This is a genomic window from Dactylosporangium sp. NPDC000555, from assembly GCF_040300025.1.
Lineage (GTDB): Bacteria > Actinomycetota > Actinomycetes > Mycobacteriales > Micromonosporaceae > Dactylosporangium.
The window spans coordinates 1-14796 of the sequence record NZ_JBEPDB010000131.1; the positions used below are offsets into that span (position 1 = coordinate 1).

Below are 14796 nucleotides of genomic sequence, written 5' to 3' on the forward strand. Positions count from 1 at the left end.
ACCGCGAAAATCGTCGCCCCACGTTCCTCGATCCGCCGGTAGGCCTCCTTGAACAGATCCCACCACGGACGCACACCCTCACCGGTCGCCCAGTCGTCTCGACCCAGGTACACGACCTTGCTGATCCACGGCGCGTCACAGAATGCGGCGGCGAACGGGTGATAGGTGACCAGCGTCGCCGACTCCGGCCGCGGCTGCTGCTCACCACGGGCGCGGGCAAGTGCCCGGCCGAGCAGCACACCATATCGCTGGTAGGCCTGTTCGACAGTGCCCAGTTGTGTCGACTCGATCTTCCGGAGCCGGTGCGGCCGTGCCCGTACAACGGTCCGGCTGCGTACCGTCACGGGCTCGACCAGGCGCAACGGACGATGTCGTGCGACGGATGCGATGTATGAACGAAACGAGTCCGCGACCACAAGCCCGCCGACCCGCTCGTCATCGGCGAGCGCGAGGAGCGTCTGATCGGGTGGTCGGCAGAATTCGCGATCGACGGCGTCGTCGAACATTTCGATCGAGAATGTGAAGACAACGTCCGATTGGGTCGTCAACAGTCGCTCCTGCACGGAAGCATTCGAGGTCATGGATGCTAGAGCTCGGCAATGCTGATGCTGCCGCAGCGGCTGCGCCCGAGCGGCGGCGCGCTGCGGTCCTCCGTAGCTATGTCACAACAAGCCCGACGCTGCGGGCTTCATCCGAGGGGACGCCTGAAGTCCAACCGACTTGAACGAATCTCGTGCGAACTGCCCGGCGCCGCGTGCGTCGGGTGTTAACTTGCCGAATTGACGACGGAAATGGAACGCCATTGGTCCGACGCAGAATAATTCCTGAGGGGCTTGGAAGGTGTCAACCCCCGGTATTGGTGATTGTGACCGGCCGGGCGTGCCGCGGTGGGTGCCCGCCTCGGCCCGGGGCTGTGGCGGTGGTCGCACCGCGGGTCGACGACACACGCGTCGATGAGCGGACCCGACCGGCGGCGGTTCGCCTCGGCGATCCTGCCGGCAGCCCCAAATGGACCTCGGCAACGTCGGCCGGTAACCCGGAATCGGCACGGCCGGCAACACCCCGACGATCAGCACTGACAACGATCCTTGGACGCGATCCGGTAATGTGCATCTGGAACGTATGGGAATGGTAGCCGATACCGGGAACGGATGAGAACGTGAACATATTGGCGGCATCGAAAAGAATTGCACTCGTCGGCAGATCGAGAACCACCAAGCTCGTGGCTATGGGTGCGGCATTGGCGATCGCGGCAACCGGCTATCTCGTGGTGTCCGCAGTTGGCGGCGATCCACCGGCAGGTGCCAAAGCGATCCTCAACCTGCCGCGCATAGACTGGGAAGGCGGCCCCAGCTATTGGAAGCAGTTTGAAAAAGCCGACGCGGCGGGCTGGAACGACCCGAGCTATATCCCCATCGGCGTCTTCTACGGCAGGGCCGACTCATCGCACGTCGCCTCACTCAAAGACGCCGGCATCAACCTCTACATGAACGTCGAGCACGACCCCAAAACCTTCCCGCTGACCAACGTCACCAACGCCGGGATCTACGTGATGCCGGGCCCGGACTGGACGTTGGCCGAGGTGGGCAACAATCCCATGGCCGTAGGCTGGTTTGTGTCCGACGAGTGCGACATGGGCTACACGGAATGCACGCCCGACTGGAACCACGACAACGGTGAGTACGGTCGTCTGGCCGTCCAGCAGTCCTACGTCAAAAAGCTGCGCGGCTACAACGACGGTCGTTTCCTGCACGCCAACTTCGGCAACGGCATCTTACGGACCTTCTGGGCCAACAACACCATGGATGATCACATCAAGCTCATGGATTCCGCCAGTGCCGACAAGTACACCTACACCAGCCCGGATGTAGCCGGTCTCATCGACGGCTCGCATGATGCCCCCGACTGGCCCAGTGGCACGCCCGTCGCGCGCGCTTACTCCTATGGCTGGCAGGTCGACCAGATGAAGCGCTTCCAGGACCCGGCCAGGCTCAAACCGATCTGGGCGTTCGTCGAGACGGCCATGCCAAACCTGAACGAGGCGGGCGCTCGCACCATCGAGCCCGACCAGATCGAAGGGGCAGTCTGGTCGGCTCTCATTCATGAGGCCCGTGGTATCGCCTACTTCCAGCACAACAACAACGGCCGTTGCGGCGACTATTCAATCGTTCAGTGCCCCGCTGTTCATGCTGCGGTCAAGGCGGTCAACTCCAAGGTCAAATCACTCGCTCCGGTCCTCAACACCCAGTCGCACTACAACAGCACGCGTACCGTAAACGGTTTCACATACCAGTACTACACGTTCAACAATGGCACCGACACCATGCTCAAGACCTACAACGGCTCAGCCTATATCTTTGCCGGACTGGGCATGGGGGACGCTACGGGCAGCAAGACCTTTGCACTGCCTGCCGGTGTCAATGGCACCACCGTCACCGTCGTCGGTGAGGACCGCACCATTCCGGTGACCAACGGTTCGTTCGCGGACAAGTTTGCCCACGAATACACCCATCACGTGTACCGGATCGAACTGTGATCGGTGATCAGTACCTGTGGGCAGGCCCGAGTTTCACAGCCGCCTCAGTGATCGGCGAGGCGGCTCATGGCTTCCCGTCGAAGCGTCAACGGCGTTCGCGACTTCGCCGAGACCATGACGGCAATATCCTCCGGCTGAATCTTGGCCAGGAAGTCCGCCATCGTCCGCTGATCGAGCGGCGATGGGTCCCAGTAGCTGTGGCAGAGCGTGTCCTCGGAGGAGAATGAGTTCGCCGGCGCGCCGAGAATCTCGTCGACGTAGACCCCGTACAGAGTCCACTCCGAGAAGTGCAGCTGCCCGCCGACCGCCGTGGCCCACGAGCGTTTGGTGGTAGCTTCCACCCGCTGCAGCAGACTCCGCAGCACGGAGGGGTCCCAAGCCAACAACGACGAGACGTAGTCGGTGTACGGAGGCGGAGCCTGCGGCAGTCCAAGCAGGCGTCGGGCGGCTTGATGCCAGATGACGTGCCGTGGCAGCCGCTCGTCAATCTCCTTCGGCTTGCGGTAGAAGCGCACCACCTCGTCGCGCACGAAGGTCTCGGCGGAGAACGGCCGGCAGAACTCGATGTCGGAGTCGACCAGCACCACCGCGTCCGCGTCCGAGCCGGCCGCGGCGGCGAGCTTGACGATCTGTTGGATGATCCAGCCGCGCAGGGGTGGGAACGGACGCCGCAGGTTGATGGAGAAGTTCACCCCGGGAAGCGGCCGCACGGATCGTGGCAGGAACTCCGCCTCGTCGTGCACGTGCGTGCGCGGGCCCGCCAGCTGCCCGAACAGGTCCATGTCCTGGCGCGGCACGATCAGGTGGTGCTGCACGGAATCGGGCGAGAAGCGCAATACGGAGCGACTGAGATCCGCACAGAGTTCGTAGTCTCCGGAAAAACTCGGCGTGATAACGGCCAGTCGAGACATGCCCAGCTCCCTCTACTAACGCACGACGGCAGGTGACCACGCGTCGGTGATGAAGTGCGTCGGCGGGAGCCATTCAGACATCGCCGGCGGTCAGTGCCGCGCCGTCCCGTGTCAGCTCATGGACCGGGCGCTGGTCGTCGCGCCGCTCGATCTGATCGTCGACGCCGCGCTGTTCACTGACGACCGTGGTCTTGCCGATGGCGAGGTCCTGCACCGCAATCCGCCAATTTCCAGAGGCAAGACCCCTGTGAACCTTGAACCCTATCCGAGCTCTGTCCGGGCGCACTGTACCACGGGCCGCTGTTGAGGCGACCCGACCCGACCCGGCGCGTGCCAGCCGATCCGGGCCCGCGAACGCTCTTGCGGCCGCCGATCGTGCGGCCCTGCCTTGTCTTTCAGGCTGGGCAGAGCGAGAACGACCTGATAGCGTCAGGCGGTCAGGGGTCTCCACAAATGGACATGACCGGACGTTATGGTCGATCCTCGGTCTTCTACGGAGCTTGAGGCATGTCTTCAGCCGTGTCAGGGCCACATTGGACGCGACCGCTCCTTGTCGTCGCGATGCTGGCAACGGCCTGCTTGGCCGCGCTGGGCGTCGCATCTCGTCCGGCCGCCGCGGCGGTCGACTATGTGTTCAACGTGAACTGCCCGATCTCGCATTTCGGCAGCGACGACCCCATCGTCGCGCCCGGGCTGCCCGGCGCTTCGCACCGTCACGCTTTCTACGGCAATTCCACGACCGACGCGTTCAGCACGACGAAATCGCTCACGGCGTCGAAGTCGACGTGCGAGCGCGGCTTCGCGACAGCCGATCGCTCGGCGTACTGGGTCCCGACGCTGTACCGGAAAACGCCCGGCGGAACGCTCCAGGAGGTGCGGCTCTCCGCGGAGAACCAGCACTTGTCCGCCTACTACCGGCGCAGCGGTGGGCCTACGGGAGACAAGGTCAAGCCCTTTCCTCGGGGCCTGCGCATGGTTTCCGGGAGCCCGGGCGCCGTACAGCCGCAGAGCACGCTCGACATCGCGTGGCGGTGTAGCGGCGACGGCGGCGATTATGTCGCCGACATCCCGAACTGCTCGGCCGGGACGGTGCTCCAGGCCATCGTCGGCTTCCCGGACTGCTGGGACGGGACGAACCTTGACTCCGCGGACCACCGCTCGCACATGGCTCCCTCCACGGGCGACCGCGGGTCGTGTCCGAAGACGCACCCGGTGAAGCTTCCGCAATTGACCTTCGAAATCAGCTTCAACCTTCCGCCCGTGGCCGACGCGTCGTATGAGCTCTCCAGCGGCGGCCGCTACAGCCTGCACGGCGACTTCTTCGCCGCGTGGGATGACAAGGTGCAGTCCGCGTTGGTGAACTCCTGCCTGAACGGCGGTCGGTACTGCGAAAACCTCGAGCGGTCAAAGGTCGACCTCTCCGCGGCCGGTCCGGTGATGCAAGGCCTCGAGCCCGGCCAGAGCAGGCCGAGCGCGTCGACATCAGCGCCATCGGCGACCGCGTCGGCATCGTCGGCGTCGGCGGTGGCGGTGGAGCGCGGGGGTCAGGGGCTGGGGACAGTGTCCGGTGCTGGTCTTGCCACGGACCCTGCCCCTGTCGCGGCCGCCGAGCGGACCGACATGGGTACCGGTGTCCTGGTCGGCGCAGGCGCGGTCGCGGTGATCGGGTCGGTGGTCCTCTACTCGCGTCGCCGGCGCCAACAAGTCCCGCGCGGCGGCCGCTGGTAAACCCGCATCTGTCCCTCGGAATCCGGCATTGTCCGCGATGTGACAGTCCCGACGGGGGAAGTGCTCGCTTGGTAGCATGCCGGGCAGGCGAGGAAGGCTCGCCGCACCGACCGGACGGAACGATGGTGAAAGCGGACACACTGGTGTCGATCGGCCTTCCCGTGCGCAACGCCGGCGAGCGCGTGATCCCTGTCGTGGAATCCGTGCTGGCGCAGGATCATCCCAATGTCGAACTGGTGATTTCGGACAACGGCTCCACCGACGACACCGAGGAAGTGTGCCGCGCGCTGGCGGCGCGCGACGACCGGATCGCATATCACCGCCAGCCCCACAACATCGGGCTTTTCAACAACTTCGTCCGGACCATAACCGTCGCCAATGGCGCGTTCTTCCGATGGATCGGCGACGACGACCGCCTGGGACCCACCTTCGTCTCGCGTTGCCTGCGCGAGTTCGACGAGGATCCCCGGCTGATCCTCGTCACGACGCAGGTCGCGTACCTGGGACCCGACAACGGCACGCAGACGGCGAGCTACGACGGCACGGCGTTGCGCTCGGCCGACCCGGTCGATCGCCTCGCCGAGCTGCTCCGCCTGCTCAACGAGAGCCACCTGCTGATCGACCCGCTGTACGGGATGATGCGGCGAGCGCCGGTGGCCGCGATCCCTCGGCGAAACATGCTCCGCGAAGACGAGGTCTTCGCCGTCAAGCTCGCCCTCGCCGGGCCCTGGGGCCACGTGCCCGAGGTGCTCGCGCGCCGCGGCTGGAAGCACGACAAGCTCAGCGACATCGCCCGCCGCCTGGACGTGCCGGCGTGGCAGTCCCACTTCGCCACCACCCTGCAGTGCCTGGAGATTCTGCGTTGGCTGCGTGGTGCGGACCTCAGCCCGGAGCAGCTGTCGCAGGCTCGTTCCGCGGTGTATCGGATGTACGCCGGCCGGCAGGCGCGAACCGTGCGCCATCGCAGCCGGAAGCTGCTGCGGATGGCGATGGCGCGTCACTGACCGTCGCCGCGACAGGATCAGCGGTCTTGCTCCGTGCCTGCCTCGCTCGAACCCGCATGGTGCAGTGAGAACCCGCATGGTGAAGTGATCGGATCAGACGTGGGGCAGGACATGACAGCTTCGGAGAAGCATGCTCTGGGCGAGGCCGCTGTCGAGCGGCAGAGCGGTCATCGCGTCGGCGTGGCGAGCCCGACGGCAACGATGACCGTTTCGCTCGCCCCCGAGGGCGAGCTGGCCGACTGTGTCGTTGTCATCGTCGCCTACAACAGTGCCAAGGAGATCGGCGGACTCCTCGACTCCCTGCCGGCGGCGGCCGACGGGCTGCGTTTGCGGGTCATCGTGGTCGACAACGACTCCGCGGACAACACCGCCGAGGTGGTCGCCGCCCGGCCCTGGGCGACGCATGTCCCGAGCGGCGGCAACCTCGGATACTCCGGCGGGATAAACGTCGGCCGACGAACCGCCGGCCCGACACGGGCGATCGCGGTCCTGAACCCCGACCTGCGGCTAGAGCCGGGCAGCCTCCGCCGGCTCGCCGACGCCGCCCAGGCGCCGGGCGCTGGGGCGGCCGTGCCGCGAATGCTCGACGGCACGGGCGGCTTCTTCCCCTCGTTGCGGCGCGAGCCGACCGTGCTCCGTGCGCTCGGTGACGCCCTGCTCGGTGGAAAGTGGCCGTCCCGGCCGGGTGTGCTGTCGGAGATGGTCTGGTCCCGTGGTTCGTATGAACGCGCCGGCGAGGTCGACTGGGCCACCGGCGCGGCGATTGTGATCACGGCGGAGGCGGACGCCCAGGTCGGCCCGTGGGACGACGAGCGCTTCTTCCTGTACTCCGAGGAGACCGACTATTGCCGTCGGTTACGGCAGGCCGGCTTCGCGATCCACTACATTCCCGAGGCAACAGCGCGGCACGAGGGCGGTGGCTCGGGGGCCGGGCCCGCGCTGGTCGCGCTGAGCACGATCAGCCGTCTGCGCTACTTCCGCAAGTATCACGGGCGCTTCGCCACGGCTCTGTTCGTCACGGCCCTGGGCTTCAGCGAGTTGCTGCGTGTGCGTCGCCCGGGCAACCGGCGGGCGATGCTCGCACTACTGTCCCGACGGAGCCGGGCCACGCTTCCCGGCATGTCTGCCCGGCCCTGACCTCCGCTACGCCGGTCACCTATGGCTGGTCCGTTGCCGCTGCCGTCGTGGGGTCCCGGTCGTTGGCCGGTTCGGCGGCCGGGGCCGCGGACTCCGGCGCCCGGGGCGCCGGCGCGGAAAAGGCGGGACCGCCGGTCGGGGTGCTGGTCGAAGTGCGGGAAAGCCGGGCTCGTGCGCTGCCGGCCAGAAGCCGGATCGTGAACGGGACGTCGTGGATGAGGTAGCGGCGCGCCAGCCGCCCCGGCTCGCTGACCAGCCGGTGCACCCACTCCAAGCCGGAGCGCTGCATCCACAGCGGTGCGCGCTGGTGCACGCCGGCAACGAAGCCGATGGCGGCGCCGCACCCCATGAACCAGGCCTGCGGCAGCAACGGACGGAGTCGAGCGATCAGCCGCTCCTGCTTGGGGAATCCGAGCCCCACGTAGACCATGTCCGGTCTGGCCGCGGCCACCGTGGCACAGACCGCGTCGACCTCGTCCGGCCGGGTGTCGAACCCGAACGACGGGCTGAGGTGCCCCGCGATCCGCAACTTCGGAAACCGCTCACGCAGGACGTCTTCCGCCCGGCTCGCGGTGCCCGGCTCGCCGCCCAGCAGATAGACGGAGCCACCCCGCTCCGCGATGGCGCCGGAGAGGCTCCAGATGAGGTCGGAGCCGGGCACGCGGGCCGGTAGCGGGTGCCCGGCGAGCCGGCTGGCCCAGATGAGCGGCTTGCCGTCGGCCACCACGACGTTCGCGGCGCGGACATACTGGCGCGATTCCTCGTCACGGGTGACTCGGCGCAGGATGTCCACATTGGGGGTTACTATCTGTCCCCCTCGCCCGGCGGCCAGTTCGGCAAGGACGTGCCGTTGCACATCGTCGTCATAAATGGGGTCGAATTCGACGCCGGACAAAATGACGCGTTTTTGGTGCGGGGAAAGCTCATTGCGCTCGGGCACAGCAGCGATCGTACGTGTTCGGCTTGAGGGGGTCTATACGCATGGAGTCGAATGTGCGCACCGTACATAATTGATTACTCTATGGAGTTTCCGCCGTGCTGCCAACGCCAAGAATCCCGCATTCCTCGCAGCGGTGCGGGGAATGCGGGATTCTTGACGGCGCTCGGTTGTTATGCGACGAGGATTTCGGCGGTGACGCCGAGATCCGCCAGGGATTTCGCGATTTCTTCCTTGTACGCCGGGTTGGTGATGACGACCGCTTTCGGCTGCAGCGAGGTCAGCGTCGACGGCGGGTCGACCCGGTGGCCGGTGACCGGCAGGAACCGGCCCCATTTGCGCGGGTTGAGGTCCACCACGCCGGCCAGCGCCAGCTCCCGGTCGGCGAGGGTCAGGAACTGCACGCCCCGCGAGCCCGCGCCCCACAGCACCGGGCGGGCGCCCTCGGCGTCGAGCCGGGCGATCGTGTCCCGCCACTTCTGCCGCTCGGCGTGGTGGCGGTCGGAGAAGCCGGCGATCGCGGCGAGCTGCTTGTCCCGGGCGCGCAGCGAGGGCAGCTCGCCGGTGTGCGCGACGTGACCGCCGGCGCGCGGCCGGTTGGCCGAGACCTCGATGTACCGGAACATGCCGGAGAACAGGGTGCCGGTCGACTCCACCGTCCAGCCCGCGCGGCCGAAGATGGAGGCCAGCGAGTAGGCGTCGAAGTACGACACGTGCGGGTAGATGACCTCCCACCCGGCGGTAGCGAGGTCGTAGACGGCGTCGGGCACCTCGACGTAGCCGAACACCTCGCGCCCCTTCGCCTGCTCGCGCAGGTCGACGAGGAACTCGTACGGGTCGTCGATGTGCTCGAACCAGTGCCGGGAGGTGAAGAAGTCGTACTTCGGCAGGCCGCCGCCGCGCGGGGCGAACCCGCAGTGGAAGGTGGCGTTGTCCTGCTCGCCCTCCTCGCCGGCGTACATGGCGTCGTAGCCGACCCCCCGCGCGCCGCTGGCGTGGGTGAGCTCGCGCAGGAACTCGCCCTGCCCGCAGCCGATGTCCAGCACCAGCTTGCCGCTCAGGTCGTACCGCTCGTTGAGGCTGCGCACCAGCTCCGCCGAGAACTTCTGGAACGCGGGGGAGAAGTGCAGGTTGGTGTCCATCGTGGTGTCGTAGACGAGCTTGTCCGCCTCGAACGCGACGTTGCGCACGTAGGCGCAGCGCGGGCAGGCGGCCAGCACCATCCGGCCGACCGGCGAGGCCACCGCGTCGCCGTGCGCCTCCCAGTGCACGCCGCACAGCACCGGGATCTCGCCCAGGTCGGCGAACGGGACGAGCCGGTCCTCGCCGCAGGAGTCGCAGACGCGGTGCTCGACGTTTTCGCCCTGGACCTCGGTCGGCGCGGTCACGCGTTCGTCCAGCGCAGGTTGTTGTCGAGCTTGCCCGCCGCCATCAGCGCCTTGATCCGTTTGATCCGTTGGTGGGTCTCGCCGGTGAACTGCTCAATGGTCAGCCCGTGCCGCCGGTAGGCCTCGACGAGCTGCTCGACGCCGAGCTTGACGTTCCATTTCGGCTGGAACTCGGGGATCTCGCGCTCGATGAGGTCGCACGTCACGCGGTAGTTGCGCAGGTCCGCGCCGGCACCGTCGGCGAAGGTGGGCTCGCTGCCCGGCACGATCTCGGCGACCAGGTTGGCCACGTCGCGGATGAGGTAGTTCTCGCTGGTGCGCCCGATGTTGTACGCCTTGGCGTGTACCCGGCCGCGGTCAACCTCCATCAGCGCCAGGAACGCCGCCGAGATGTCCTCGATGTGGATGAGCGGCCGCCACGCCATGCCGTCGGACAGCAGCACCACCTTGCCGGTCAGCAGCGCGTGCGCGGCGAAGTCGTTGACCACCAGGTCGCCGCGCAGGCGCGGGGAGAACCCGTACGCCGTGGAGTTGCGCAGGAACACCGGAGAGAAGTCGTCGTCGGCCAGCTCCAGCAGGCCCTGCTCGGAGCGGATCTTCGACTCGCCGTACGGCGTCACCGGCTGGAAGCCGGCCGTCTCGTCCAGCGGGGTGTCGTCCTCGCCCTTGCCGTACAGCGAGCACGACGACGAGAACAGGAAGCGCTCCACGCCGGCGGCCTTGGCCGCGCGGGCCAGCCGCAGCGTCGAGCGGTGGTTGACGTCGTACGTCAGGTCGGGGTTGAGGTTGCCCAGCGGGTCGTTGCACAGCGCGGCGAGGTGGATCACCGCGTCGAAGCCGGTCACGTGCTCCGGCTCCACGTCGCGCAGGTCGACGCGGAGCGTCTTGACCTCCTCGGGCGCCGGACCGATCACGCAGTCCGCGAACAGCCCGGTGTCGAGGCCGACGACCTCGTGCCCGGCTTCGGTGAGTAACGGCACAAGAACGCTGCCGATGTATCCGTCGTGGCCGGTGACGAGTACGCGCATAAGCTGGCTCCCGAAGGCTTGAGCGGGCAGTATGTGATTCTAGAAGCCGTGGAAAACGGCCCTGGTGGTCTGTCGGACTTTTTACTTTGTCGTTTACCGCCGTGTGGCCTGGACGGCTAGGTTCTTTGGCGGCCGGCTCGGGATTCAGAGAGCTGTTCTAAGCTTGCGCGTCTCCGACACTGTCGGCCACCGGCCAGCAGCCTAGCGCTAACGACTATGAGGGGGAACGCATGTCCGCAGTCTCGTGCCGGCTGTGTGGGGCCGGGCTCACCGAGACCTTCGTCGACCTGGGGATGTCCCCGCTCTGCGAGAGCTACGTCCCGGCGGACAAGGTGGACGCGGCGGAGACGTTCTACCCGCTGCACGTGCGCATCTGCTCGGACTGCCTCATGGTGCAGCTTCCGGCATATGTCGCGGGCGAGGACATCTTCTCCGATTACCTCTACTTCTCCTCATACTCGACGTCGTGGGTCGAGCACGCCCGTCGCTACGCGGTCGCGATGACGCAGAAGCTCGGCCTAACGGCCGACAGTCTGGTCGCCGAAGTGGCCAGTAATGATGGGTACCTTCTGCAGCATTTTGTGGCCGCGGGGATTCCGGTCATCGGCGTCGAGCCGGCCGGAAATGTCGCGGCGGTCGCCCGGGAAAAGGGCGTCCGGACGGAGGTCTGCTTTCTCGGACCGGAAACCGGGGCGGCCGTCGCCGAACAATACGGACGCGCGGATCTCGTGGCCGCCAACAACGTCTACGCGCATATTCCGGACATCATCGGCTTCTCGCAGGGTCTCGCCAACCTCGTCAAGCCCGACGGCCTGGTGACCCTGGAGTTCCCGCACCTGCTGCGCCTGATCGAGCGGCGGCAGTACGACACCATCTACCACGAGCACTACCAGTACCTCTCGCTGCTGACCGCCTCGCGGGCGCTGGCCAAGGGCGGGCTCGCCGTCGTCGACGTCGAGGAGCTGTCCACGCACGGCGGCTCGCTGCGGGTCCACGCCAAGCACACCGAGTCCGCCGGCGAACCGTCGCTGGCCGTCAAGACGCTCCTGGAGACCGAGGCCGCGGTCGGCCTGCACACGCTCGAGGGCCACAAGGGCTTCGCGAACGAGGTCTTCACCATCAAGCGGGACCTGCTGACGTTTCTCATGCGGGCGCGCGCCGAGGGCAAGCGAGTCGTCGGATACGGTGCCCCGGGCAAGGGAAACACGCTGCTCAACCACTGCGGCATCCGCGAGGACCTGCTCGAATACACGGTCGACCGATCGCCGCACAAGCAGGGCATGTTTCTGCCGGGCACGCACATCCCGATCTACGAGCCGGAGCGCATCGCCGCCGACCGGCCCGACTACGTCCTGGTCCTGCCGTGGAACCTGCGCACCGAGATCAGCGCGCAGCTGTCCTACGTCAAGGACTGGGGCGGCAAACTGGTGTACCCGATCCCCGTCCTCGAGGTAGAGGGGTAATCCCGCACATGAAGGTCGTTCTGTTCTGTGGTGGCCTCGGCATGCGCATGCGTGAGGGGACGAACAACGCGCCGAAGCCGATGGCGATGATCGGCGATCGGCCGCTGCTGTGGCACGTCATGCGCTACTACGCACACTTCGGACACACCGACTTCATCCTGGCCCTGGGCTACGGCGCCGCCGTCGTCAAGGACTACTTCCTGCATTACGACGAGACGCTGTCGAACGACTTCACGCTCACCGGAGGCGACCGCGACGTCCAGCTGTTCTCCACGGACATCACCGGCTGGAACATCACCTTCATCGACACCGGCCTCAAGGCCACCATCGGCGAGCGGCTCATGCGCGTGCGCAAATACGTCGAGGGCGAGCCGATGTTCCTGGCCAACTACGCCGACACGCTCACCGACGCGCCGCTGCCGGAGATGGTGGAGCGGTTCCGTAACTCGGAGGCGACCGCGAGCATGCTCGCCGTACCGCCGGTGTCCACCCATCACGTGGTGGAGATGGACGCCGATGGCTCGGTCTCCCGGGTGCGCGACTTCCGCGAGCTCATGACGTGGGAGAACGGCGGATACTTCATCCTGCGCCCGGGCGTCTTCGACGCGCTGCGGGAGGGCGAGGACATGGTGCCGCACGCCTTCGACCGGCTCATCCCGGAGCGGCGGCTGATGGCGCAGCAGTACGACGGCTTCTGGCGCGCGGTCGACACCTTCAAGGACCGCGCGGAGATGGAGGAGGCGTACAACAGCGGCAGCTGCCCGTGGATGCTCTGGGACGCCGTGCGGGGACCCGCCTCGTGATCGGCTTCTCCCTGGCCGGCGTGCGGTCGGTCGTCGCCCTGGGCGCCCACCCGGACGACATCGAGATCGCGGCCGGCGGCCTGCTGCTCTGCCTGCCCGAGGGTGTCACCGTCGACTACGTGCTGGCCACCGGCGTGCCGAACCGGCAGGCGGAGGCCCGCGCGGCGGCCTCGGCCTTCCTGTCCCACGCCGGCTCGCTCACGTTCCACCTGAACGACCTGCCCGACGGCCGGCTGCCCGCGCACTGGAACGCCACGAAGGAGATCGTCGAGGCCGCCGCGCGCATCGGCACCGCGGACCTGGTCCTGGCCCCGTCGACCGACGACGCGCACCAGGACCACCGCCTGCTGGGCTCGCTGGCCTCGACGGCCTTCCGGAACTCCCTGGTGCTGCACTATGAGATCCCGAAGTGGGACGGCGACCTCTCCCGGCGCAACGTCTACGTCCCGCTGACCCCGGACCAGGGCCGCCGCAAGGTGACATTGCTGCACGAGCACTTCCCGTCGCAGAAGGCGCGCGACTGGTGGGACGACGAGGTGTTCCTGGGCCTGGCGCGCCTGCGGGGGATGGAGTGCCGCGCCCACTACGCCGAGGCGTACACGGTCACGAAGTCGGTCGTCACCTTCTGATCCCACCCAGCACAGCCCGCGCGCGGTCTTCCACCGCGCGCGGGAGTGAGCCGGTCAGCGGGAGCCGTTGGCGGCGTCCGCCGTCACCTTGCCGTTCTTCGGCGCGGCGGCGGACAGCTCCTTGTTGAGCTCGGCCAGGCGGGCCTCGGCGGCGGCGACCTGGGCCTTCAGCTCCGTCTCGGACTTGGCGACCTTGCTCGTGAGCTCCGTCTCCTGCTCCCGCAGGCGCTCCAGCTGGGCGGTGAGCCCGGCCTCCTGCTCGTGCAGCTCGGCGACGCGGCGCTCGGCCTCGGCGGAGTCCTGCAGGCGCTCGCGCAGCGCGGCCTCCTGCGACTGGACCTCGGCCAGCCTCGCCTCGGCCTCGGCGAGGCGCTTCGTGGCCCTGTCCGCCTTCGCCCTGGCCTCGCGCTCCGCCTTGGCGGCGGCCTTCGCGGTGGCCTCGGCGGCCTTCTGGGTGGCGGCGTCGGCCTCGGACTTCGCGGCGTCGAGCGCCATCGTCCGCTCGGTGGCCGACTCGGCCTCGGACTGGAGCGCCTCGATGCGGGCTTTCAGTGTCTCGGCCTCGGCGGCGGTCGCGCGAAGCTGCTCGGCCTCGGACTGAAGTGCCTCGAGGCGGGTCTTCAGCGCCTCGGTCTCGGCGCCGGCCTTCTCTGCGGCGGCGCCGGCCTCGGACTTCGCGGCGTCGAGCGCCATCGTCCGCTCGGTGGCCGACTCGGCCTCGGACTGGAGCGCCTCGATGCGGGCTTTCAGCGTCTCGGCCTCGGCGGCGGTCGCGCGAAGCTGCTCGGCCTCGGACTGAAGTGCCTCGAGGCGGGTCTTCAGCGCCTCGGTCTCGGCGCCGGCCTTCTCTGCGGCGGCGCCGGCCTCGGACTTCGCGGCGTCGAGCGCCATCGTCCGCTCGGTGGCCGACTCGGCCTCGGACTGGAGCGCCTCGATGCGGGTCTTCAGCGTCTCCGCCTCGGCGGCGGTCGCGCGAAGCTGCTCGGCCTCGGCCTCGAGGGCCTCGACGCGGGTCTTCAGCGCCTCGGCCTTGGCGCCGGCCGTGCGAAGCTGCTCGGCCTCGGACTTGAACGCCTCGACGCGGGTCTTCAGCGCCTCCGCCTCGGCGGTGGCCGCCGCGCGGATCTTCTCGGTCTCCGCGGTGGCCGCGCGAAGCTGCTCGGCCTCGGCACCGAAGGCCTCGACGCGGGTCTTCAGCGCCTCCGCCTCGGCGGTGGCCGCCGCGCGGATCT

Annotated in this window: 14 protein-coding genes; 7 read left to right on the forward strand and 7 right to left on the reverse strand. The window is 67.8% G+C overall.

Annotation, left to right across the window (positions count from 1 at the left end; genetic code table 11):
- A partial coding sequence (locus ABT297_RS40685) for a hypothetical protein (RefSeq protein ID WP_350558708.1) occupies nt 1–563 on the reverse strand: 563 nt, incomplete at its 3' end.
- A 596-nt stretch (nt 564–1159) separates the two neighbouring features.
- On the opposite strand from ABT297_RS40685, the gene ABT297_RS40690 reads away from it, so the two are divergent.
- Nucleotides 1160–2536, forward strand: a complete 1377-nt coding sequence (locus ABT297_RS40690; RefSeq protein ID WP_350558711.1) for a hypothetical protein — start codon at nt 1160–1162, stop codon at nt 2534–2536.
- A 44-nt stretch (nt 2537–2580) separates the two neighbouring features.
- Here the strand turns inward: ABT297_RS40690 and ABT297_RS40695 are convergent, their stop codons facing one another.
- Both ABT297_RS40695 and ABT297_RS40700 read right to left on the reverse strand, forming a co-directional pair.
- On the reverse strand, nt 2581–3447 hold the full coding sequence (locus ABT297_RS40695) for a DUF6492 family protein (protein WP_350558714.1): 867 nt from the start codon (nt 3445–3447) through the stop codon (nt 2581–2583).
- Between the two features lie 73 nt (nt 3448–3520).
- Nucleotides 3521–3661 carry a hypothetical protein gene (locus ABT297_RS40700; protein WP_350558717.1) on the reverse strand — a complete coding sequence of 47 codons (141 nt, stop codon included), beginning with the start codon at nt 3659–3661 and terminating at the stop codon, nt 3521–3523.
- A 347-nt stretch (nt 3662–4008) separates the two neighbouring features.
- On the opposite strand from ABT297_RS40700, the gene ABT297_RS40705 reads away from it, so the two are divergent.
- From ABT297_RS40705 to ABT297_RS40715, 3 genes are all read left to right on the forward strand, one after another.
- Nucleotides 4009–5175, forward strand: a complete 1167-nt coding sequence (locus ABT297_RS40705) for a DUF1996 domain-containing protein (protein ID WP_350558720.1) — start codon at nt 4009–4011, stop codon at nt 5173–5175.
- A 122-nt stretch (nt 5176–5297) separates the two neighbouring features.
- The gene (locus ABT297_RS40710) at nt 5298–6179 is read left to right on the forward strand and encodes a glycosyltransferase family 2 protein (protein WP_350558723.1); all 882 of its coding nucleotides are present in this window, start codon (nt 5298–5300) and stop codon (nt 6177–6179) included.
- Between the two features lie 111 nt (nt 6180–6290).
- Nucleotides 6291–7316: a glycosyltransferase family 2 protein gene (locus ABT297_RS40715; protein ID WP_350558726.1), complete on the forward strand. Its 1026-nt coding sequence runs from the start codon at nt 6291–6293 to the stop codon at nt 7314–7316.
- A 19-nt stretch (nt 7317–7335) separates the two neighbouring features.
- Here the strand turns inward: ABT297_RS40715 and ABT297_RS40720 are convergent, their stop codons facing one another.
- The 3 genes from ABT297_RS40720 to ABT297_RS40730 all read right to left on the reverse strand — a co-directional run bounded on the left by ABT297_RS40720 (nt 7336) and on the right by ABT297_RS40730 (nt 10669).
- Nucleotides 7336–8256, reverse strand: coding sequence for a WecB/TagA/CpsF family glycosyltransferase (locus ABT297_RS40720; RefSeq protein WP_350558729.1), 921 nt, complete (start codon nt 8254–8256; stop codon nt 7336–7338).
- Between the two features lie 170 nt (nt 8257–8426).
- Nucleotides 8427–9641, reverse strand: coding sequence for a class I SAM-dependent methyltransferase (locus ABT297_RS40725; protein WP_350558732.1), 1215 nt, complete (start codon nt 9639–9641; stop codon nt 8427–8429).
- Nucleotides 9638–10669, reverse strand: coding sequence for an NAD-dependent epimerase/dehydratase family protein (locus ABT297_RS40730; RefSeq protein WP_350558735.1), 1032 nt, complete (start codon nt 10667–10669; stop codon nt 9638–9640). Before ABT297_RS40730 ends, ABT297_RS40725 begins: the two co-directional genes overlap by 4 nt.
- 230 nt (nt 10670–10899) lie before the next feature.
- On the opposite strand from ABT297_RS40730, the gene ABT297_RS40735 reads away from it, so the two are divergent.
- Genes ABT297_RS40735 through ABT297_RS40745 form a run of 3 tightly spaced genes read left to right on the forward strand, consistent with a single transcriptional unit; the run spans nt 10900 to nt 13564 of the window.
- Nucleotides 10900–12132: a methyltransferase domain-containing protein gene (locus ABT297_RS40735; RefSeq protein ID WP_350558738.1), complete on the forward strand. Its 1233-nt coding sequence runs from the start codon at nt 10900–10902 to the stop codon at nt 12130–12132.
- A gap of 8 nt (nt 12133–12140) precedes the next feature.
- Complete coding sequence (locus ABT297_RS40740) at nt 12141–12935, forward strand: sugar phosphate nucleotidyltransferase (protein WP_350558741.1); 795 nt, start codon at nt 12141–12143, stop codon at nt 12933–12935.
- The gene (locus ABT297_RS40745) at nt 12932–13564 is read left to right on the forward strand and encodes a PIG-L deacetylase family protein (protein WP_350558744.1); all 633 of its coding nucleotides are present in this window, start codon (nt 12932–12934) and stop codon (nt 13562–13564) included. Before ABT297_RS40740 ends, ABT297_RS40745 begins: the two co-directional genes overlap by 4 nt.
- Nucleotides 13565–13618: 54 nt before the next feature.
- On the opposite strand, the gene ABT297_RS40750 is transcribed toward ABT297_RS40745, so the two are convergent.
- A partial coding sequence (locus tag ABT297_RS40750; protein WP_350558747.1) for a coiled-coil domain-containing protein occupies nt 13619–14796 on the reverse strand: 1178 nt, incomplete at its 5' end.